This window comes from Amycolatopsis sp. NPDC047767 (assembly GCF_040704195.1).
Taxonomy (GTDB): domain Bacteria; phylum Actinomycetota; class Actinomycetes; order Mycobacteriales; family Pseudonocardiaceae; genus Amycolatopsis.
The window spans coordinates 16,208-36,523 of sequence record NZ_JBEYSJ010000020.1 but is presented as its reverse complement, the minus strand read 5'-3'; the positions used below and the strand labels follow the sequence as shown (position 1 = coordinate 36,523).

The 20,316-nt window shown below is 70.9% G+C and carries 16 protein-coding genes and 1 pseudogene; 6 read left to right on the top strand and 11 right to left on the bottom strand.

Going from position 1 to position 20,316, the window contains the following annotated elements; genetic code table 11:
• Nucleotides 1–15: 15 nt before the first annotated feature.
• A complete protein-coding gene (locus tag AB0878_RS30790) occupies nucleotides 16–1,524 on the bottom strand; it encodes a glutamate synthase subunit beta (protein WP_366583722.1) in 1,509 nt (502 codons plus the stop codon).
• Nucleotides 1,517–6,058, bottom strand: a complete 4,542-nt coding sequence (gene gltB / locus AB0878_RS30785; RefSeq protein ID WP_366583721.1) for a glutamate synthase large subunit — start codon at nucleotides 6,056–6,058, stop codon at nucleotides 1,517–1,519. The genes AB0878_RS30790 and gltB overlap by 8 nt, the downstream gene beginning before the upstream one ends.
• 371 nt (nucleotides 6,059–6,429) lie before the next feature.
• Between gltB and AB0878_RS30780 the strand changes: the two genes are divergently transcribed.
• The 4 genes from AB0878_RS30780 (at nucleotide 6,430) to AB0878_RS30765 (ending at nucleotide 9,980) form a co-directional block, all read left to right on the top strand.
• On the top strand, nucleotides 6,430–7,215 hold the full coding sequence (locus AB0878_RS30780) for an SDR family oxidoreductase (RefSeq protein WP_366583720.1): 786 nt from the start codon (nucleotides 6,430–6,432) through the stop codon (nucleotides 7,213–7,215).
• A gap of 142 nt (nucleotides 7,216–7,357) precedes the next feature.
• On the top strand, nucleotides 7,358–7,696 hold the full coding sequence (locus AB0878_RS30775) for a hypothetical protein (RefSeq protein WP_366583719.1): 339 nt from the start codon (nucleotides 7,358–7,360) through the stop codon (nucleotides 7,694–7,696).
• Nucleotides 7,697–7,737: 41 nt separating this feature from the next.
• On the top strand, nucleotides 7,738–9,153 hold the full coding sequence (locus tag AB0878_RS30770) for a proline-rich domain-containing protein (protein WP_366583718.1): 1,416 nt from the start codon (nucleotides 7,738–7,740) through the stop codon (nucleotides 9,151–9,153).
• Between the two features lie 14 nt (nucleotides 9,154–9,167).
• On the top strand, nucleotides 9,168–9,980 hold the full coding sequence (locus AB0878_RS30765; RefSeq protein ID WP_366583717.1) for a hypothetical protein: 813 nt from the start codon (nucleotides 9,168–9,170) through the stop codon (nucleotides 9,978–9,980).
• A gap of 232 nt (nucleotides 9,981–10,212) precedes the next feature.
• Here the strand turns inward: AB0878_RS30765 and lgt are convergent, their stop codons facing one another.
• The 6 genes and pseudogenes from lgt to AB0878_RS30735 form a co-directional block, all read right to left on the bottom strand.
• A complete protein-coding gene (lgt, locus tag AB0878_RS30760; RefSeq protein ID WP_366583716.1) occupies nucleotides 10,213–11,283 on the bottom strand; it encodes a prolipoprotein diacylglyceryl transferase in 1,071 nt (356 codons plus the stop codon).
• 91 nt (nucleotides 11,284–11,374) lie between these two features.
• Nucleotides 11,375–12,550 (bottom strand): M20 family metallopeptidase, encoded by a 1,176-nt coding sequence (locus AB0878_RS30755; RefSeq protein ID WP_366583715.1) that lies wholly within the window; start codon nucleotides 12,548–12,550, stop codon nucleotides 11,375–11,377.
• The gene (locus AB0878_RS30750; protein ID WP_366583714.1) at nucleotides 12,547–13,677 is read right to left on the bottom strand and encodes an amidohydrolase family protein; all 1,131 of its coding nucleotides are present in this window, start codon (nucleotides 13,675–13,677) and stop codon (nucleotides 12,547–12,549) included. The genes AB0878_RS30755 and AB0878_RS30750 overlap by 4 nt, the downstream gene beginning before the upstream one ends.
• Before the next feature lie 82 nt (nucleotides 13,678–13,759).
• Complete coding sequence (locus AB0878_RS30745) at nucleotides 13,760–13,939, bottom strand: DUF397 domain-containing protein (protein WP_366583829.1); 180 nt, start codon at nucleotides 13,937–13,939, stop codon at nucleotides 13,760–13,762.
• Between the two features lie 3 nt (nucleotides 13,940–13,942).
• Nucleotides 13,943–14,098: pseudogene (locus AB0878_RS30740) on the bottom strand (DUF397 domain-containing protein); the annotation flags it as partial.
• Nucleotides 14,095–14,943: a helix-turn-helix transcriptional regulator gene (locus tag AB0878_RS30735; protein ID WP_366583713.1), complete on the bottom strand. Its 849-nt coding sequence runs from the start codon at nucleotides 14,941–14,943 to the stop codon at nucleotides 14,095–14,097. The gene AB0878_RS30735 and the pseudogene AB0878_RS30740, both read right to left, overlap by 4 nt.
• 145 nt (nucleotides 14,944–15,088) lie before the next feature.
• Here AB0878_RS30735 and AB0878_RS30730 point away from each other — a divergent pair, with 145 nt between their 5' ends.
• Nucleotides 15,089–15,736 (top strand): hypothetical protein, encoded by a 648-nt coding sequence (locus AB0878_RS30730; RefSeq protein WP_366583712.1) that lies wholly within the window; start codon nucleotides 15,089–15,091, stop codon nucleotides 15,734–15,736.
• 121 nt (nucleotides 15,737–15,857) lie between these two features.
• Here AB0878_RS30730 and AB0878_RS30725 read toward each other — a convergent pair whose 3' ends face one another.
• Nucleotides 15,858–17,297, bottom strand: coding sequence for an APC family permease (locus tag AB0878_RS30725; protein WP_366583711.1), 1,440 nt, complete (start codon nucleotides 17,295–17,297; stop codon nucleotides 15,858–15,860).
• Nucleotides 17,298–17,386: 89 nt separating this feature from the next.
• Between AB0878_RS30725 and AB0878_RS30720 the strand changes: the two genes are divergently transcribed.
• Complete coding sequence (locus AB0878_RS30720; protein ID WP_366583710.1) at nucleotides 17,387–18,751, top strand: glutamine synthetase family protein; 1,365 nt, start codon at nucleotides 17,387–17,389, stop codon at nucleotides 18,749–18,751.
• Here AB0878_RS30720 and AB0878_RS30715 read toward each other — a convergent pair.
• Together AB0878_RS30715 and AB0878_RS30710 are read right to left on the bottom strand one after the other, a co-directional pair.
• The gene (locus AB0878_RS30715) at nucleotides 18,690–19,406 is read right to left on the bottom strand and encodes a peptidoglycan recognition family protein (protein WP_366583709.1); all 717 of its coding nucleotides are present in this window, start codon (nucleotides 19,404–19,406) and stop codon (nucleotides 18,690–18,692) included. The two genes, AB0878_RS30720 and AB0878_RS30715, sit on opposite strands and share 62 nt — an antisense overlap.
• A 73-nt stretch (nucleotides 19,407–19,479) precedes the next feature.
• Nucleotides 19,480–20,307, bottom strand: a complete 828-nt coding sequence (locus AB0878_RS30710; protein ID WP_366583708.1) for a MarR family transcriptional regulator — start codon at nucleotides 20,305–20,307, stop codon at nucleotides 19,480–19,482.
• Nucleotides 20,308–20,316: the final 9 nt, after the last annotated feature.

Here is a 20,316-nt window from a genome sequence, read left to right as displayed (position 1 = left end):
CGTACAGGGGACGGATCAGACCACTGCGAGGGGCAACGCCGTCGGGTGCACCGGAGCCGGCAGGTCCGAGTCGCCCATGAGGAACGCGTCCACGGCGTTGGCCACGGACCGGCCCTCGGCGATGGCCCACACCACCAGCGACGCGCCGCGGTGGGCGTCGCCGCAGACGAACACGCCCGGCGTCTCGGTCTGCCAGTCGGCGCCGCACGACAAAGTGCCGCGCCGCGTCAGGGAAAGGCCGAGCCCGTCGAGCAGCGGCATGTGCTCCACGCCTTCGAAGCCGATCGCCAGCAGCACCAGGTCGGCGGGCAGCACCTCGACCTCGTCGCTCGTCGGTACGACCTCGCGCCGGCCCGTCTCCGGGTCCTTCACCACGCGGACCTGCTGCAGCTCGAGAGCCTTGACGTTGCCGGCACCGTCGTCGACGAACCGCTTCACGGCCACGGCGAACTTGCGCTCGCCGGCCTCCTCGTGCGCCGGGTAGGTGCGCAGGATGTAGGGCCACGTGGGCCACGGTGAGCGGCCGTCGTCGCGGCTCGTCGGCGGCACGGGGTACTGGTCCAGCTGCGTCACCGACAGCGCGCCCTGGCGGGTGGCGGTGCCGTAGGAGTCGGCGCCGGTGTCGCCGCCGCCGATCACGACCACGTGCTTGCCGGCCGCGTCGATCGGCGACGGGCCGTCGCCCTCCACGAACCGGTTGGCGGGCACGAGGTGCTCCATGGCCAGGTGGATGCCGCGCAGCTCGCGGCCCGGCGTGGTCCGGTCGTCGCGACCGCGCAGCGCGCCGACGGCGAGCACCACGGCGTCGTACTGCTCGCGCAGGTCCTCCACCGTGAGGTCCACGCCGACCTCGCAGCCGGTGACGAACCGCGTGCCTTCCTTGCGCAGCTGCGCGAGGCGCCGGTCGAGGACCTTCTTCTCCATCTTGAACTCGGGGATGCCGTAGCGCAGCAGGCCGCCGAGGCGGTCGTCGCGTTCGAACACCGTGACCTCGTGGCCCGCGCGCGTGAGCTGCTGGGCGGCGGCGAGCCCGGCCGGCCCGGACCCGACCACGGCGACGCGGCGGCCCGAGGACACCTCGGACACCTGCGGCTGCACGTACCCGGCTTCCCACGACTGGTCGGCGATCGTCGCCTCCACCCGCTTGATGGCCACCGGCCCGCCCGAGAGCGGCGAGATCGACAGCACGCAGCCGGCCTCGCACGGCGCCGGGCACAGCTTCCCGGTGAACTCGGGGAAGTTGTTGGTGGCGTGCAGCCGGTCGCTCGCCGCGGCCCAGTCGCCGCGGCGGACGAGGTCGTTCCACTCGGGGATCAGGTTGCCGAGCGGGCAGCCCGAGGCGCCGGAGTGGCAGAACGGGATGCCGCAGTCCATGCAGCGCGAGGCCTGCGTGCGCACGGTTTCGTTGCGCTCGCCCGGCTCCACGTCGGCGTAGACCTCACCCCAGGAGGCGAGACGGTCCTCTTTGGACTTCTTCTTCGGCTCTTCACGCCGATACTTGAGAAAACCGGTCGGGTCAGCCACGAGCGGCCTCCATGATCGCTTCGTCGACGTCGCGGCCGGCGGCACGAGCCGCCGTCGCCGCGTCGAGGACCCGCTGGTAGTCGCGCGGCATCACCTTGGTGAAGGCCACCGAACGCCGCGTCCAGTCGCCGAGGAGCGACGCGGCCACCGCCGAGCGGGTCAGGTCGTGGTGCTGCTGGACGATCTGCTTGAGCCACACCAGGTCCTCGGAACCCGGCACGGACAGATCCACCATGTCACCGTTGACCTTGGCGCGATCGAGGTCGAGCACGTACGCGGTGCCGCCGGACATGCCGGCCGCGAGGTTGCGGCCCGTCGGGCCGAGCACCACGGCGCGGCCGCCGGTCATGTACTCGAAGGCGTGGTCGCCGACGCCCTCGGCGACGACCGTGGCGCCGGAGTTGCGCACGCAGAAACGTTCGCCCACCTGGCCCCGCAGGAACATCTCGCCGGCCGTGGCGCCGTACGCGAGCGTGTTGCCCGCGATCGTCTGGCGCTCGGCGGAGAACACGGCTTCGGGGTCGGGCCGCACGATGATGCGGCCACCGGAGAGGCCCTTGCCGACGTAGTCGTTGGCGTCGCCGACCATGTCGAGCGTGATGCCGCGCGGGAGGAACGCGCCCAGCGACTGCCCGGCCGAACCGGTGAGCAGCACGTGGATCGTGTCCTCGGGCAGGCCCTCACCGCCGTAGCGGCGGGTGATCTCCGAGCCCAGCAACGTGCCGACGGTGCGGTTCACGTTGCGCACCGGCAGCTCCAGGCGCACCGGGTGCGCGTCCTCCAGCGCCGCCTCGGCGAGCTGGATGAGCGTGCGGTCCAGGGCGTGCTCCAGGCCGTGGTCCTGCGCCCGCACGCGCCGCTTCGCCCCGCCGTACGGGGTCTCGGCCGGCACCTCGAAGATCGGCTTGAGGTCGAGCCCGGCCGACTTCCAGTGCGCCTCGGCCTCGGCGGTGTCGAGCACCTCGGCGTGCCCGATGGCCTCGTCGAGCGTGCGGAAACCCAGCTGCGCCAGCGTTTCCCGCACCTCCTCGGCCACGAACTCGAAGAACTTCACGACGTGCTCGACCTGGCCGGTGTACCGCTTGCGCAGCTCGGGGCTCTGCGTCGCGACGCCGACCGGGCAGGTGTCGAGGTGGCACACGCGCATCATCACGCAGCCCGCGACGACGAGGGGGGCCGTCGCGAAGCCGTACTCCTCGGCGCCGAGCAGCGCCGCGATCACCACGTCGCGCCCGGTCTTCATGGCGCCGTCGACCTGCACGGTGATGCGGTCGCGCAACCCGTTGAGCAGCAACGTCTGCTGGGTCTCGGCGAGGCCGATCTCCCACGGCGTGCCGGCGTGCTTGAGCGAGTTCATCGGCGAGGCGCCGGTGCCGCCGTCGTGCCCGGAGATGAGCACCACGTCGGCGTGGGCCTTGGACACACCGGCCGCGACCGTGCCGACCCCGAGCGAGGAGACCAGCTTCACGTGGACGCGGGCCTGCTCGTTGGCGTTCTTGAGGTCGTGGATCAGCTGCGCCAGGTCCTCGATGGAGTAGATGTCGTGGTGCGGCGGCGGCGAGATCAGCCCGACGCCCGGCGTCGAGTGCCGCGTGCGCGCGATCCACGGGTACACCTTGTTCGGCGGCAGCTGGCCGCCTTCGCCGGGCTTCGCGCCCTGCGCCATCTTGATCTGGATGTCGGTGGCGTTGACCAGGTACTCGCTCGTCACGCCGAAGCGGCCCGAAGCGACCTGCTTGATCGCGCTGCGGCGCTCGGAGTCGTACAGGCGCTCCGGGTCTTCGCCGCCCTCACCGGTGTTGGAGCGGCCGCCGATGCGGTTCATCGCGATGGCGAGCGTCTCGTGGGCCTCGGCCGAGATCGAGCCGTAGGACATGGCGCCGGTGTTGAAGCGCTTGAGGATCGCCGACGCGGGCTCCACCTCGTCGAGCGGCACGGGCTCGCGCACGCTGTCGCGGAACTTGAACAGCCCGCGCAGCGCGCCGCCCTCGCGGTAGAGGCGGTGCACCTCTTCGGTGTAGGAGCGGTACACCTCTTCGCGGCCGGTCTTCGACGCGTGCTGCAGCAGGAACACCGTCTCCGGCGTGAACAGGTGCAGCTCGCCCTCGCGGCGGTAGGCGTACTCGCCGCCGGTGTCGAGTCCACGGTGGACACGGTCGGTCGGGTTGTCCGGGTAGGCGCGGCGGTGGCGCACCGCGACCTCCTCGGCCAGCACGTCGAGCCCCACGCCGCCGAGCTTCGAGGACGTGCCCGTGAAGTACTCGTCGAGCAGGTCCTGGCTCAGGCCGAGCGACTCGAACACCTGCGCCGCCGTGTATGCGCCGACGGTGGAGATGCCCATCTTCGACATGATCTTCAGGACGCCCTTCACGAGCGCCTGCACGTAGTTGCGGATCGCCTTGCCCGCCTCGATGCCCGTGACCGCGCCCTGGGCGATCATGTCCTCGATCGTCTCGAACGCGAGGTACGGGTTCACCGCGGCGGCGCCGTAGCCCAGCAGCACGGCGATGTGGTGCACCTCGCGCGCGTCGCCCGTCTCCACGACGAGCGCGACGCGCAGACGTTCCTTGGTGCGCACCAGGTGGTGGTGCACCGCGGAGACCAGCAGCAGCGACGGGATCGGCGCCATGCGGTGGTCGGAGTCGCGGTCGGACAGCACGAGCGTGCGCGCCCCGGCGGCGATCGCTTCCGACGCTTCCCGGCGTACTCGCTCGATCGCGGCGGCCAGCGCCTCGGCGCCGCCGTCCACTTCGTACAGTCCGGAAAGGACACTGCACGCGAAGCCCGGCAGGTCGCCGTCGTCGTTGACGTGGATGAGCTTGGCGAGCTCGTCGTTGTCGATCACCGGGTAAGGCAGGTTCAGGTGCCGGCACGACGCGGGGCCGGGCGCGAGCAAGTTGCGCTCCGGACCCATGATGCGTGACATCGAAGTGACCAGCTCTTCACGGATCGCGTCGAGCGGCGGGTTGGTGACCTGCGCGAAGTTCTGCTTGAAGTACTCGTACAGCAGCCGCGAACGCTTCGACAGCACGGCGACCGGGGTGTCCGTGCCCATCGAACCGAGCGGCTCGGCGCCCTTGGCGGCCATCGGCGCGAGCAGGATCTTGAGCTCTTCCTCGGTGTAGCCGAAGGCGAGCTGCCGGCGCAGCACGGAGTCGTGGCTCTGCACCACGTGGTCGCGGTCCGGCAGCTCGGCGAGCTTCAGCAGCCCGGCGTGCAGCCAGCCCTCGTACGGCTGTTCCGCGGCCAGCGCCGACTTCACCTCGTCGTCGGAGACGATGCGGCCGGCCTCGGTGTCCACGAGGAACATCCGGCCCGGCTTGAGGCGGCCCTTCGCCACGACGTCTCCGGGGGCCACGTCGAGCACGCCGGCCTCGCTGGCGAGGACCACGCGGCCGTCGACCGTCTGCCACCAGCGCGCCGGGCGCAGGCCGTTGCGGTCCAGGACCGCGCCGACGAGCGTGCCGTCGGTGAACGTGACGCAGGCCGGGCCGTCCCACGGCTCGATGAGGCTCGCGTGGAACTGGTAGAACGCGCGCCGCGCCGGGTCCATCGTCGCGTGGTTCTCCCACGCTTCGGGGATCATCATCAGCACCGCGTGCGGCAGCGACCGGCCGCCGAGGTGCAGCAGCTCCAGCACCTCGTCGAACGACGCCGAGTCCGACGCGTCGGGCGAGCAGATCGGGAACAGCCGCGTGAGGTCGCCCGGGATCAGGTCGGACTCCAGCAGCGCCTCGCGGGCGCGCATGCGGTTGCGGTTGCCGCGCACTGTGTTGATCTCGCCGTTGTGCGCCACGAACCGGAACGGGTGCGCGAGCGGCCACGACGGGAACGTGTTGGTGGAGAACCGCGAGTGCACCAGGGCGATCGCGCTCTCGAGCCGCTCGTCGGTGAGGTCGCTGAAAAACGCGGGCAGCTGCGCGGTGGTGAGCATGCCTTTGTAGACGATCGTGCGCGCCGACAGCGACGGGAAGTACGTGCCGCAGCCCGAGGCCGCGCTCTCGTGCTCCACGCGCTTGCGCAGGCAGAAGACCAGCCGTTCGAGCTCCAGCCCGGCTTCCCCGCCCGGCGACGAGACGAACAGCATGGCGAAGTGGGGCATCACCGAACGCGCGGTGGGACCGATTCCGGCCCGGTCCGCGTCGACGGGGACCTCACGCCAGCCGAGGACCTCCAGGCCCTCTTCGGCGGCGATGCGTTCGGCCAGCTCGACGGCCTTGCGGCGCTGCTCGGCCTCGCCGGGCAGGAACGCGATGCCGGCGGCGTAGGCGCCTGCCTGAGGCAGGGCGAAGCCGGCTTCTGCGCGCAGCAGCTCGTCGGGCAGCTGCAGGAGGATGCCCGCGCCGTCACCACTCGTGGGTTCGGCGCCCGCGGCGCCGCGGTGTTCGAGGTTCGCCAGCGCGGTCAGCCCGTCGGCGACGATGCCGTGGGAGCGGCGCCCCTGGATGTCGGCCACCATGGCCACACCGCAGGAGTCCAGCTCGTTCGCCGGGTCGTAGAGACCCTGCTTGCCGGGAATGGCGGAGAAGATCATGGAAAAGGGACCTCCTTCGTCGTCTTCGTGCGAGGCCGGCGGACCGGCCGTGGGGAGCGCACGGGACGACGATGGCCCGCTTGTTAGCGCGACTTTAACACCTGGGAAACACCGGAGCAGCACCTCAGAGCGCCCCGGACGACGGTGAACGGTAACGATCTGGCTGCGCGGAACGACGTAGTTCCTGATGGCACCCAGGTCGTTCGCTTAGCTAACTATCGGATCTGGGCTGTTCCGTCAAGTGTAACCGGACTTTTACGCATCCGGCCTGACACAGCCGTTTCCGGCCGTTTTCCTGGGATCTGTGCGCGCTGAGTGATCGCCCGTGTGACCGATCCCGCTCGCCGCGCAACCGTGTTAGCGTCCGCCGCATGATCCTCGATCGGTTCCGTGTCACGGACCGCGTCGCGGTGGTCACCGGCGCCGGTCGCGGCATCGGCGCGGCCACCGCCGTGGCGCTCGCCGAGGCGGGTGCCGACGTGGTCATCGCCTCCCGCACCGAGTCCCAGCTGAACGAGGTGGCCGCCCGCGTGGCCGCGGCCGGGCGCCGCGCGCACGTGGTGACGGCCGACCTGTCGGACCCGGCCGCGGCCGGCGCGCTGGCCGCCGAGGCCATGGAGGCGTTCGGGCGGCTTGACATCGTCGTCAACAACGTCGGTGGCACGTACCCGCGGCCGTTCGTCGAGTCGACGACGGACTTCCTCGAGGAAGCGTTCCGGTTCAACGTCGCGACGGCCCACGCGCTGACCGTCGCCGCGACCCCGGCGCTGCTCGAAAGCGGCGGCGCGGTCGTCAACATCTCGTCGATCATGGGCCGCGTGCAGGGCCGCGGTTTTCTCGCCTACGGCACGGCGAAGGCCGCGCTGGCGCACTACACGCGGCTGGCCGCCGTGGACCTCGCGCCGAAGGTGCGCGTGAACGCGATCAGCGTGGGCTCGGTGCTCACGTCGGCGCTGGAACTGGTGGCGGGCAACGAAGAGATCCGCGTGAAGATGGAGAGCGCGACCCCGTTGCAGCGCATCGGTTCTGCCGACGACGTGGCTTCGGCGGTGCTGTACCTGGCTTCGCCGGCCGGCGCGTACGTGACGGGCAAGGTGCTCGAAGTGGACGGTGGGCTCCAGGCGCCGAACCTCGAACTCGGCCTGCCGGACCTCTGACCGTCCTTTGTGGATACGTGACTGATTTGCCCGTTTTGACGGGTTGCTGTTTCCGAACCGGTGGATTTCCCGAAACACCCCACGCTGGGTGATCACTTCCTGCCATAGTGTTCGTCGACCGACGATCACGGGGAGGGAATCGGTGTCGGACTTCGACGTACACACCGACGTCATGCGCGAGTACGCGGACGTCGTCGACGGGCTGCACGCCCAGGTCGGCAAGATCAGGGACTACATGCGCACGACCGCGTGCGACAAGTCGGGCTTCACCGGCTTGTTCGCGTTGCTGCAGCCCGTGGTCGACCTGGTCGGCAACCTCTACGGCAGCACCCTCGACTTCGGCGACAACCGCCTCACCTCGCTGAGCCAGGGCGTCCGCTCCGCCGCCGACTCCTACGACCACCACGACGGCCAGGTCGCGGCGGTCCTCAAGGAGTTCGGCATCGCGATCGACGAGGTCGGCGCGCCCGCCGCGAAGTGACCACCCACCACTGACTCCGACCACCACCGAGGGGGAACGACATGGCCAGGCACAGCCACCCGGGCGGGTCCGGCGGAACGACGCACCACACGCCGACGCACCCTGCCCCGCCCCGGCAAGGGCACGCGAACACACCGCCACCGCCGCACCCGAACACGCCGCCGCAGCACCCGACCGCACCGCCGAACCGGCCGGGTTCGCCGCCGCAGCAGCACACCCCCGGCACGCCGGCGCCGGGCGTGCCGCCGCAGGGGCACCAGCCGGAGGACCCGCGCAACCCGAACCGTCCCGGCCAGGACGAGGGCGACGAGCGCAAGCGGCCGGGGCAGGGCGAGGACGAGGACGGCAAGAACAAGGGCGACGAGGACAAGGACGAGAAAAAGAAGAAGGACGACGAGGACGACTCCGACGAGCCCGAAGACGACGACTCGGACGACGACTCGGACGACGACTCGGACGACGACTCGGACGATGACGACGACTCCGATGACGGTGGTGATTCCCCGTCGTCGTCCGGAGGGGATCCCGGCGCCGCGCCGACGACGTCGCCGAGCGGGTTCGACGAGGGCAGCTCGATCAGCGAACAGCTGCAGCCGCCCGAGGACACGTCCGGCGAGGACATCCAGGACCTCGTCAAAGAGGCCGGCGTCGAGGTCATGGCCGTCGAGTGGATCTTCCAGCAGCTGACGGGCCAGACGCTCACCCAGATGTTCATCGAGCCGATCACCGGTGACTTCTCGAAGATCTCCGCCGACGCCGAGGCGTGGCGCAACATCGCCGAGGCGATGAAGGCGTTCTCGACCGTGATGGTGGGCAACGAGAAGATCCTCGGCGAGAGCTGGTCGGGCCCGGCATCGCTGGCGCACAAGGCGTACGTGGACCTCGGGTGGCGCGCGGGGCTGGCCGCGGAGGCCGGGATCGCGGAGCTGATCGCCAAGGGGTTCGAGCTGCTGTCGGACACGTCGCAGAAGCTGGCGGCCAAGGCGCTCGACCTGTTGAAGAGCCTGATCGACCGGCTGCTGGTGATGGCGGCCGAGGCGTGCGTGCCGATCGCGGGGTGGATCGCCGACGCGATCACCGGGCTGTCGGAGATCCTGCCGCTCATCAACGCGCTGATCTCGATCATCGACATGATCAAGGACATCGTGCAGAAGGTCGGCGACCTGTGGAACTCGGTGAAGGACATCGGGTCGCAGCTGGCGAAGATCAAGGACGTCGGCAGCATCTCCGACGTGGTCGACATCGGCAAGGGCATCGCGGGCGACGTCGGCGACATCAAGGACAACGCCAAGGACATCGCCGGCGACGTCGGCGACATCAAGGACTCCGTGAAGGACGGCGTCGAGGAGTCCCGCGGCAACCACGAGGACAACAAGGACCACTGGGACAGCCGCCGCAAGACCCGCACCCCGGCCCACTCCGGCAGCGGCCGGATCAGCGGCCGCATCGACGACTGAGAGGACCCGCCGTCATGTCACGGCCCACCCCCGCGCAGGACGCGTGGAAGACGCCGGAGATCCGCCAGGCGGAATCGGCGCTCGACAGCACCGTGAGCAAGTCGCGGCAGCTGCTGAAGGACCTCGAGAAGATCCGCCTCAAGCCGTTGCGCAAGACCGACACGCCCGAACGCGTCGAGGCGCTCAAGACCGCCGCCTCGAAGCCCGACGCCCCGGCCGCCCTGCGCCTGGTCAAGCGCAAGGTCGACGCCGGTGAGCTGACGTGGAAGGACGTTGCCTCCGGCAAGGCCTTCGCCGACCCCGAAGTGCGCGCCCTGGCCGATGCCAAGCTCGGCGACGCCAAGGACATGTACGAGGAGATGCAGGAGGGCCTGTCGCCCGAGGAGGTGCTCGAAGCCCGCACGGGCTCGCGCGACTTCCTCGCCGACTCGAACCGCTCCACGTACCCGGCCGCCGTGGAGGAACCGAAGGGCTTCTCGACGGACGATCCGCTGGTGAGCAGCGCCTCACCGGCTCACCCGGCGCCGCCGCCGGGCCGCCACAGCGCTCCCCCGCCCGACGACGACTTCGCGAACCCGCTGGCCGACCACAAGCCGCCGGCATCGCCCGCACCGCCTTCGCCGGAACCAGACCACGGCCGGCACGCCGCACCCCGGCACGAGGACCCGCGCCTGCGCTTCACCACCCCGGACGACGACGAGTTCACCAGCCCCCTCGCCGACCGCGGCACCCCGAAACGCCAGGACCCGCCCTCCCCGCGCCGCCCCCGCGGCGAAGACCGCTCCGACGGCGACGACGACTACTTCGGCGGCTCCCCGCTCGGCTGACCCCCGGCTGACGGGTGGTGGTGCCGGTGCTCACCGCCACCACCACCCGCGAGCGCCGGGAACCCAAGCGCACGCGCGAAGGGTCTCGGACCATCCACCGCACCGAGCCCGCAACGCTCGATGCCGCCCCAGGCGACCGCGGCGCGCGGCCGGCTACGAGTGCCCAGACCACCAACGCACGAGGTCCCCGGCTCGAACCGCGAGCCGGGGACCTCGTGCGTGAAAAACCGGGTCAGGACTTCTCGGGTTTGTCCGAGTCCGAGCCGGACGAACCGGCGTCGACGGTGATCTCGTCGCGGGCTTCCGCTGTCGGGCCGTCGTCAGATGAGTCGGCCTCGGCCTTCGGCGAAGCAGGGGCCGAGTCCGAGGAAGACGAGTCCGATTCCGGCGATTCCGCCACCGCATCCCGTTCATCGCCCCGGCTTCGCAGGGTCTCGGGCAGCTCGCGAGGACCGCGTTTCTTGGCCACGATCATGTAGACCACCGCGCCGATGAAGACCAGGATCGAGGTCCACACGTTGACGCGCAGGCCCAGGATGTGGTTCGCGTTGTCGGTGCGCATGAACTCGATCCAGCAGCGGCCGAGGGTGTAGCCGGCCACGTACAGGGCGAACGCGCGGCCGTGGCCGAGCTTGAAGCGGCGGTCGGCCCAGACCACGACGAGGGCGACGAGCAGGTTCCAGATCAGCTCGTACAGGAAGGTCGGGTGCACGGGGCTGTCAGGCAGCGGGACGTGGCCGGTGGCGATGCCGGTGAGCTCGTTGGGCAGCCCGGTCGTCGGGTCGATGCGCTGGTAGATCTCCAGGCCCCACGGCAGGTCGGTGTGCGCGCCGTAGAGCTCCTGGTTGAAGTAGTTGCCGATGCGGCCGATGGCCTGCGCCGTGACGATGCCGGGGGCGATCGCGTCGGCCAGCGCCGGGAGGGGGATGCCCTTGCGGCGGCAGGCGATCAGGGCGCCGACGCCACCGAGGGCGATGGCGCCCCAGATGCCGAGGCCGCCGTCCCAGATGGCGAAGGCGTTCCACGGGTTCTTGCCGGCCGTGAAGTACAGCTCGGGGTCGGTGATCACGTGGTAGAGGCGACCGCCGACGAGGCCGAACGGCACCGCGAACACGGCGATGTCGATCACGGTCCCCTTGGTGCCCCCGCGCGCGGCCCACCTGCGCTCGCCCCACCAGATCGCCACGATGATGCCGGCGATGATGCACAGTGCGTAGGCGCGGATCGGGATGAACCCCAGGTGCCACACACCGCGGTCGGGGCTCGGGATCGTGGCCAGGAAGGCTGCCGAGGCGGAATACACGCGGTCACCGTAGCGCGTCAATGCTCCGGTGTGGTGAGGGAGCCGCCGAAGGGTTCGTGAAGGACCGGTCACGGTCCGGTCGCGACGGTGACTACTCGTAGCCGCCCGGCTGCAGAGCGGCGAGGTACCCGGCCATCAGTGCGCGCGCCACCTGGCCGACGGCGGCGTCCTCGGGCAGGAACACCTCGTCGTGCAGGCTGGGCGCGCCCGCGGTGTCGCCGAGGCCGACGAACAGCATCAGCCCGCGGGTGCCGGTGCCGCAGTAGTGGGCGAAGTCGTCGGCGCCGAAGGAGCGGAAGTCCACGTCGACGTCGGCACCGCCGTCGAGCAGCCAGGTCTGGGCGCCCGCGGCGAGCGCCGGGTCGTTGACCAGCACGGGCTCGCACGGGCTGATCTGCAGGTCTGCGGTGCAGCCGTAGGCGCGGGCGGTGGCGTGCACGATCTCGGCCAGCACGTCCAGCGCGCGGTCGCGGTCGCTCGCGCGCATGAGCCGCAGCGAGCCGAGCGCGGTGGCGGTGTTGGGGACGACGTTGGCGGCCGTGCCGGCGTGGATGCGCCCGACCGTGCAGACGGCGCCGTGCACGGGGTCGATCCGGCGGCTCGCGAGCTGCTGCAGGCTGACCACGAGCTGGCTCAGCGCCAGCACCGGGTCGCGCACCAGGTGCGGGTATCCCGCGTGGCCGCCCTGGCCATGGAGCACGATCTCGAACTCGTCGGTCGACGCGTTCACCGGCCCGGGCGCGGCGGAGACGACGTTGTGCGCGAGCCGCGGCTGCACGTGGGCGCCGATCACGGTGTCCACGCCGAGCTCCTCCAGCGCCCCCGACTCGACGATGTCCAGCGCACCCGAAGGCGATGTCTCCTCACGCGGCTGCAACACCGCGACCAGCCGTCGCGGCAGGTCCACGCGTTGCGCCGCCCGGCAGACGGCGACCAGTGCGGCCAGGTGCACGTCGTGGCCGCATGCGTGCATCAGGCCCGAGTCCGACGCCCAGGCTGCGCCCGTGCGCTCGACGATCGGCAACGCGTCCATCTCCGCCCGCAGCGCCACGGCGGGGCCGGCGTGCTCACCGGGCAGCTCGACCAGCCGTCCCGTCTTGGCAACGCGCAGGCCTTCGCCTGCGCCCAGCGCGGCGGCCACCACGCGCGCGGTGTCCTCCTCGTCGCCGGACGCGCGCGGGTCGGCGTGCAGCCGGTGGCGCAGCTCGATCGCGTCCGGCAGCTCGTCGGCGAGGGCGGCGCGCCAGCGCGCGGCCAGGTCGGTCATCGGGGCTCCAGGCGGTAGATCCGGGTCGCGTTCTCGTGGCCGGCGAGGCGCACGAGCCGTTGGGCGTCCACTTCGGACAGTGCGTCGGCTTCGAGCGCCGGCTGCAGGAAGTCGGAAAGCCCTTGGCGGAACAGGGTTGTACCGAGGTGGTAGAGCTCCGCGAGGCCGAACGCGTCGGTGGAGAACAGCAGCTTGCCGAACGGCACGAGCTCCAGCGTCTCGGCCAGGATCGCGGGCGCGCGGAAGCCGGCGTTGTGCGTGATGAGGCCGGTGTCCACGAAGACGTGCTCGAAGACCTGCGCGAGGTAGGCGGCGTTGCGATGGAACGGGTAGTTGTGCAGCAGCAGGATCGGCACGCCGGTCTCACGCGTCGCACGCAGGAACTCGGTGAGCAGCAAGGGATCGCAGCGGTGCAGGTCGACGTCGGAGTCGCCGTAGCCCACGTGGAACTGCACCGGCAGCCCGAGGTCGATGCCCGCCCACACGAGGTGGCGGTGCAGCACCTCGTCGGCCAGGCGCAGCCCCAGCCCGGCCCCGACGCGCGCGAGCCACCGCCCGGCCGCGTCGACCACTTCGACGGCGTCGGGCCGCTCCCCCGACAGCCCCAGCCCCACCCGGTACGCCGCGATCGACTTCACCCCGACGGCGTCCTTCGCCCGTTTTTCCAGCTCCGCCCCGAAGTCGGCGGCGAACCGGCCCGCCGTGGTGCCGGCGCGCACCACGTCCTCGGCGACCTGTTCGAGCCGCACCACGTCGTGCGCGCGGGCGCCGGCGAGGCGGGCGAACTCGGCGGTGCCGGTGAGCTCGTCGGGCTGGAAACCGCCGTCGAGCAGGAAGTCGGTGGTCCCGGTGCCGCGCAGGAACCGCCGGTTGACCTCCTCGGCGCCCAGCTCGGCGCGCCGGGCGAGGTAGTCGTCCGGTTTTGCGTGCTTCGGCAGGTCGAGGACCGGCGCGGACCGCTCGCGCACGGCGAGCCCGATGAGCGAGTCGAACAGCGACGTCCCCAGCGGCGAGACGCTGTCGGCCTCGGTGAGCATCCGCTCGAAGCGCTCGCGTTCCAGCGTGCCCGTCACCACGCCGTGGCAGTGGTGGTCGACCAGCGGCGCCTCCGCGACGAAGTCCAGCATGTCCCCACCATAAGGGCGGACACCGGAAAGCCCTCAGCGTTCTCGGGTCGCTGAGGGCTTTCCGCTGTTCAGTACCGGCTGGTCAACGCCCGAGCTGCGCGAGGAACGCCGACCATCCGTCGCGGGTCGCCATGAGGTGACCGGCCGCTCGGTCCTTCGTGTCACGGACACCGGCGCCGGTCGCGGTCACCGCGACTTCCACGCAATTCGAGGTGTTCTGCGACCGGCTTGACTTTCGCCAGTCGGCTCCGAGCTCGGCCAGAAACGCCGACCAGCTCTCCGCGCTTGCGATGAGGTGACCGGCCTCCCGCTGCTTGGTGTCACGGATGCCGACGAGGTCCGGTGTGACCGCGACTTCCACGCAATCCGAGGTGTTCTGCGACCGGCTCGACTTCCGCCAGTTGGTGAAGGTTTGTTTCATGTCACCGTCTCCAAGTTGCCGAGGACATCCGCGATGAGTGCCCGGGTCTCCGCCGGGCTCATCGCGATGTCCTGGACTCTATCGATTGCCAGCTGATACGCCTCGACATCGACAGCTTCATGGAAGAACAGCGCGGATCGGCGGTTCTCGATCTGCACGACAGGCGTGCGGTCGGCGAACTCCAGTAAGACGAATGGGCCTTCGAGCGCGGGGTGCCAGCCCGCGGACTCGGGGATGGCTCGCAACGTCACGTTGGCCCAATGGCTGGCTTCTTCGAGTGAGCGCAGCTGGTCGGCCATGACCGCCGGCCCGCCGATGTTGCGACTCAGCGCGGTCTCGTCGAACAGCGCGAGCAGTTCCGCCGGGCGCTCGCGGCGCATGATCACATCGCGCCGGCCGATTCGCACAGCGACTCTGGTCTCGACCTCGCCCGCAGGAACTCCCCCGCCGCCGATGATGGCGCGCGCATAGCCGGAGGTCTGGAGCAGGCCGGGTACCAGCAGCGGTGAGACGTTCACGATCCGCGCCGCATCGCGCTCCAGTTCGAGCAGGGCCGCGAGCTGGCGCTTCTGCTCCGGGAGGCCGGAGGCGACCCAGTGGCGCCCATCGGTGTTGCGGGACAGCTCGATCAGTTCCTCGCGCAGCTCGTGGTCCGCGCCGAGTGCGCCGAGCACCGCGGCGACGTCGGTCGGGCGCGGGCTGCGCTCGCCCGACTCCCAGCGACCGACCGTGGTGTGCGCGACGCCCAGCCGGGCCGCCAGCGTGCGTGCGCTCAGCCCGGCGTCTTCTCGGGCCCTGCGGAGTTCGGCGCCGATGGCGCGCGCTCGGGGAGTGGTGCCAGCCATGCACCACAGCAAAGCACATCTTTTGGTGCCACCAATTAACTCTATCGGTGCATTGTGCTAACTGGTGCCGCCGTTCATAGTTCTTCGGCTTTCGGCGGCACCGAATGGCACCAGGGCGGCACCGGCCGGAAAGACGGGAGAGGACATGACAGTGGAACTCGCGGAGCAGGAGACAGCGCCGATCCGGCTGTCGGCTCTCGAGCAGCTCGTCACCGTGGCCGAGCGGCTCGACCAGATCCGCCGGGAGGAGGGCCTGAGCTTCCGCGAAGCCGGGCGGATGCTGGGTCTCCGGGCGGCGAACGTGCTCGTGGTGAAGACGCGGGCGGCGACGAGTACGACGGTGCCGTTGTTCGATGCGTACGCGCGCTACCTCGGTTGTTCCCTGCGGGTGCTGCTGGTCGAGGACGATCCGGGGCAGCGGCGTCCGCCGTGGCGGCAGCGGATGCCCCACGGCGACAACCCCGCCGACGAGCACGCGATGACCGAGCTGTGGCGCCTGCAGCGGCAGCTGCGCCGGCTGCGGCAGCGGGCGGGGTACACGTGCGACGAGGTCGCGGCGGCGTTGGGGATCGACGCGATCGCGTTGTGGCGCAAGGAGAACGCGCCGGTGTTCGTGGATCACGCGGTGGCGAACGTGATGATGTTGGCGCGCTTCTTCGGCTACACCGTGCGCCTGTACCTGGTCGGGCCGGAGGTGATGGACGTGGGCTGGTGGATCGGCGACGACGATTCCGTGGTCTACGACGGCAACCCCGAAACCGGCGACGACGAGCCGCACCTGCCGGGCGAATGAGCTCCCGGCCGCCGCGGCCGTACCCCGAGCGGGCGCGGTGGCCGGGTTCCCGCTTCGCCGCGCGGCGGCGGAGGCCGGCGCCCCCGGTGGCTTCTCGGGCTCCGGGGGCGTCGTCGGGTGGTTACCCGTCCGAGGCGGCCACGCTCAGCTTCTCCCCCACCCGGCGGGCGAAGCCGGGCGCGGCGATGACCAAGAGGATGGCCAGCACGAGCACCGCGCCCGCCGTGACGGGGAACCAGCGGGCCGGGCCTTCGGTCGGGTAGGGGACGACGTTGACGTACACCGTGTAGCCCAGCAGCGCGAGCGCGCCGAGCGGGAAGATGAGGTGCCACCACGGGACGTGCATGCGCCGGCGCACGAAGAGCAGCAGGATGGCGCCGAGGGTGGTCAGCAGGTAGATCACCAGCAGGATCAGCGTGCCGATGGACCCGCTCCACGCGAAGGTGTCCGCCGCCGTCGCGCCGAAGAACACCGCACACACCACGATGATGAGGGCGGCCGCCGACGCCACCGCCGTGACGGCGACGACCGGCGTGCCCTTGGGGGACGTGCGGCCGATGCCGTGGCCGCCGAAGGCGTCGCGGCCCAGGGCGAAGAGCAGGCGTGAACCGCCGACTACGCAGGCGAGGCAGCAGCCGAACGCGGAGATCGCCGCGCCCACGCTGATGACGTCGCCGGCCCACGAGCCGACGAACGTGCTGCCCAGGTCGCCGAGCAGGGAGGGCGAGTCGTGGAAGGCCTGGGCGTCGGAGCGGAACGCCATCATCTCCACGGCCGTCACGATCACGAAGAACGCGCCGCCGAAGATGGCGGTGCCGAGGATGGCGCGCGGGATGTTGCGGCGTGGGTCGCGGGTCTCCTCGCCGAGCGTCGCGGCGGCTTCGAAGCCCGCGAAGGACAGGAAGCCGAACACGGCGCCGAGGAACACGCCGGACAGGCCGACGTCCGGGGTGAAGGTGAACACCGACATCGTGAAGTGCGCGTCGCCGGGTGCGTTGCCGGCGATCAGGCGGACCAGGATCACGGCGGTGACCAGGAGGATGACCGCGATCGTCGCGCCTTCCACGGCGAGCAGCGTCGACGTGCCGCGGCGCGCGGGCGCCACCGCGAGCAGCCAGCTGCCGACGAGCGCGACGCCCGTGAGCACGAACGGCCCCCACCACGGAGGGTTCGGCCAGATCCCCACCTGCGTGAGGAAGGCTGTACCGAGCGTGCCCGCGGCGGAGCTCGTGACCACGGCGTAGAAGGTGTACGTGCCGAGCAGGCCGATGCCCGACACCACCCCGGCGCGCGGGCCGAGCGTCGCGCCGACGAACGCGTAGACCGAGCCCGCGTGGTGGTAGTGCTGGCAGAGGCGGACGAAGCCGTAGGCGACCAGCAGCACGCCGGCGGCCGAGAGCAGGAAGGCCAGCGGCACGGCGCGCCCGGCCGCGGCCGCCGTCTGCTGGGGGTTGATGTTGGCGGCCATGCTCGGCGCCATCAGCGCCACGGACAGGCCCACGGCCTGCCACACCGAGAGACTGCGCCGCAGCGCTGGACGGGTTTCGACGATGTCTGACACGATGCGCTCCTTCGTCCGGAGGCAGCAGGTGGTTCCACGGCCGGCGAGGACGACGGCGTGAAGTACACAGTGAACATCGCGGGGGCAGGATGAGCCAGCTCGATCGGGTTGAACTTTCCAGGCGAGGTGCCGAGGAAGCGGCGCGGCTGGGCCGTTCGGGGGTCGAGGTGGTGGCGGTGACCTTCGTCGACAACTCCGGGATCTCGCGCGTGAAGGCGGTTCCGGTGAACCGGCTCGCCGAGGTCGCGGCGTGGGGTGTGGGCGCGTCGAACTCGTTCGACTTCTTCCTGTGCACGGACACGATCACGTCGGGCGCGTACTCGCTCGGCCCCGTCGGCGACCTGCGGCTGCACCCGGACCTCGACGCGCTCACGGTGCTCGACGCGCAGCGGGGGTGGGCGTGGGCGCCGGCGCTGCGCTACGACCAGGAAGGCGAGCCACACCCGCAGGACTCACGCGCGCTCGCGGCGACGGCGGTGGCGAAGCTGGCCGAACGCGGGTTTTCGGCGCGGATGGCGTTCGAGCTCGAGTGGGTGGTCGCCGGGCCGAGCGGGGCGCCCGTGGCGGGGCCGGCGTACGGGTATTCGCGGCTGGCCGAGCAGTCAGCGTACGTGCGAGATCTGGTGTCCGCTTTGGACAGTCAGCAGGTCGGGGTCGAACAGGTGCACCCGGAGTACGCCGCGGGGCAGTTCGAGGTTTCCGTGTCGGCCGACGATCCGGTGCGCGCGGCGGACGTCGCGGTGCTGGCGCGCGAGACGATCCGCGCGGTGGGGATGAACCACGGGTTGAAGACGTCGTTCACGCCTAAGTTCGCGCCCGGCGGCGTGGGCAACGGCGGGCACGTGCACTGCAGCCTGTGGGCGGGCGGGCGCAATCTGTGCGCCGGCGGCGACGGGGTGTTCGGGCTGAGCGAGGTGGCCGAGTCGTTCGCCGCGGGGATTTTCGGGCGGTTGCCGGCGTTGCTGGCCGTCGGGGCGCCTTCCGTGGTGAGTTACCTGCGGCTCGAACCGCACCACTGGGCCGGCGTGTTCACCGCGTGGGGTCTGGAAAACCGGGAAGCGCCGCTGCGGCTGGTACGCGGCCCGGCGGGGAAACGGGACACGGCCGCGAATTTCGAAGTGAAGTGCTTTGATCTCACGGCCAATCCGTATCTGGTCGTCGCCGGGCTGCTGTTCGCGGGAATCGCGGGCCTCGATTCCGCGGCGCGGCTGCCGGAGCCGGTGGCGGTGGACCCGGGGACGTTGTCTCCTGGTGACGCTGCCGCCGCGGGCGTGGTTCGCCTCCCCCGCTCACTGGAGGAGGCCGTCGCCGCGTTCGTCGCCGACGACGCGCTGAAGTCGGCCTTCGGCGCGGAACTGGCGACGACGTTGATGGACGTGCGCCGCGGCGAGATCACCGAACTGGGCGGGCTTGACGCCGACTCGCTGTGCGCCGTGATGCGCTGGCTTCACTGAGCTGCGCGGCGACTTCGTCACGCAGCTGCGGGAGCTTCGCGTAGAGCTTGTCGCCCGGGCATTCGGTGTTGTAGTAGTCGCGGTGGCCCTTGATCTCCTCGACGGGGATGCCGTACTGCTCGCAGACGTACGCGACGAAGACGACCAGCGAATCCCACTGCGCCTGCGGCAGTTCGACCGACGTGTAGGTGCCTTCGTTCTCGATGCCGATCGCATTGTCGTTCTGCCCGGGACAATGGGCGGCGCGCACGATCCGGTTGCCGCTGCGCAACGCGTCGAGGCTGCCGTGGCGGCCCTCCATGCGGTAGCCGCCGCGGGAGATCGTGAAGTGCTGGCCGGTGTCGGACCAGCCGTTGTTGTCGATGTGGTCGGCCTGATCGTCGCGCGCCACCTGGAACGCGTGGGCCAGCGAATAGTCCGTGCTGTTGGGGCACGCGATGTGGTGCACGAGGACGCGGTTGGCCGGGTGGTCGAGGGTGGTCAACGGATCCGCGGGTGGGCGGGCGCCCCACTCGGCGCAGCTGTAGATGCGGGGTTCGGTGGCGGCTTGGGCTTCGGCTTGGGCTCCCGGCAGGAGCAGCCCGGCGGCCGTCGCGGCGGTGAGACCGGCGGCGCCACGAAGGAACGAGCGCCGGGGAAGGTGGGTGAATTCCATGCTGTGGAGGGTCGGCGCGGGGCGTACATGATCTGTACAAATGGCCGAGTCCCTGCACAGCCCCCGCCGCTCGTCACTGTGACCCCGTGGCCACCAGCCTCGCCGTAATCGGTTCCAAAGCAGCGATCAGCTCCTCGAGCTCGGCAGCAGACAGCGCCTCATACGGTGGAGCGGCAAGCTCATCCGTCACAGTCTCGATGCGTTGCTTGGTCTCGCGGCCGGCGTCGGTGAAGTGGCCGCCGGCGTCGACGAGGCCGCGGGAGCGCAGGCCGGCCATCACCGCGGCCAGCCGAGGCTCAGGGAGGTGGTGGACGCGCCCGAACGACTCGGGCGGGTGGATGCCCATGTCGATTGCGGAAAGTACGTGGGCTTCCGTGCCGTCGATGCCCGCGCTGAGGAGGGCGGCGATGTGGCCGTCTCCACGGTGTTCGCGGAGCATCGTTGCCGAGTGCCACAGGCGGGCGACGGGGTCGGTGGGCACCGGGAGGGTGCGCATCCCGGCGAACATCATCCGGCCGACGGTGGGGGCGAGCGTGGCGGCCTGGGTGGTCAGGTCGGCGGCGCGCACCAGGCCCGGGGAGCCGGCCAGCTCGTCGCCGAGGATTCGGCGCAGCGAGGCGGCGCTGCCGCGTTGCCGGGCGGCGACGGAGGCCTCGGGCGGGATCGTCTCCCACGCGCTCGGGATGTGCCGCGCGACCTCGCCGTCGGCGAAGTTGTAGAAGGCCGCGTGCACGACCTCCGCCGGCACGCGCCCCAGCGGTGCGGCGCGGCTGGCGAAGTAGCCGTCCCAGTAGGTGCGGTGGCCGAGCGCCGCCAGCTCGTCGTTGCACTCGTCGGACAAGAACGTGACCAGGCAGATCGGCTCCAGGAGCTCGAACATGCGACGGGCGGTGCGGGTCATGGCCCGCAT

What these genes read in the sequence shown, in the direction of transcription:
- gltB (WP_366583721.1), bottom strand. Translation starts at nt 6,058, where the DNA reads ATGATCTTCTCCGCCATTCCCGGCAAGCAGGGTCTCTACGACCCGGCG.
- AB0878_RS30780 (WP_366583720.1), top strand. Translation starts at nt 6,430, where the DNA reads ATGATCCTCGATCGGTTCCGTGTCACGGACCGCGTCGCGGTGGTCACC.
- AB0878_RS30770 (WP_366583718.1), top strand. Translation starts at nt 7,738, where the DNA reads ATGGCCAGGCACAGCCACCCGGGCGGGTCCGGCGGAACGACGCACCAC.
- AB0878_RS30765 (WP_366583717.1), top strand. Translation starts at nt 9,168, where the DNA reads ATGTCACGGCCCACCCCCGCGCAGGACGCGTGGAAGACGCCGGAGATC.
- AB0878_RS30755 (WP_366583715.1), bottom strand. Translation starts at nt 12,550, where the DNA reads ATGACCGACCTGGCCGCGCGCTGGCGCGCCGCCCTCGCCGACGAGCTG.
- AB0878_RS30750 (WP_366583714.1), bottom strand. Translation starts at nt 13,677, where the DNA reads ATGCTGGACTTCGTCGCGGAGGCGCCGCTGGTCGACCACCACTGCCAC.
- AB0878_RS30735 (WP_366583713.1), bottom strand. Translation starts at nt 14,943, where the DNA reads ATGGCTGGCACCACTCCCCGAGCGCGCGCCATCGGCGCCGAACTCCGC.
- AB0878_RS30730 (WP_366583712.1), top strand. Translation starts at nt 15,089, where the DNA reads ATGACAGTGGAACTCGCGGAGCAGGAGACAGCGCCGATCCGGCTGTCG.
- AB0878_RS30720 (WP_366583710.1), top strand. Translation starts at nt 17,387, where the DNA reads ATGAGCCAGCTCGATCGGGTTGAACTTTCCAGGCGAGGTGCCGAGGAA.
- AB0878_RS30715 (WP_366583709.1), bottom strand. Translation starts at nt 19,406, where the DNA reads ATGGAATTCACCCACCTTCCCCGGCGCTCGTTCCTTCGTGGCGCCGCC.
- AB0878_RS30710 (WP_366583708.1), bottom strand. Translation starts at nt 20,307, where the DNA reads ATGACCCGCACCGCCCGTCGCATGTTCGAGCTCCTGGAGCCGATCTGC.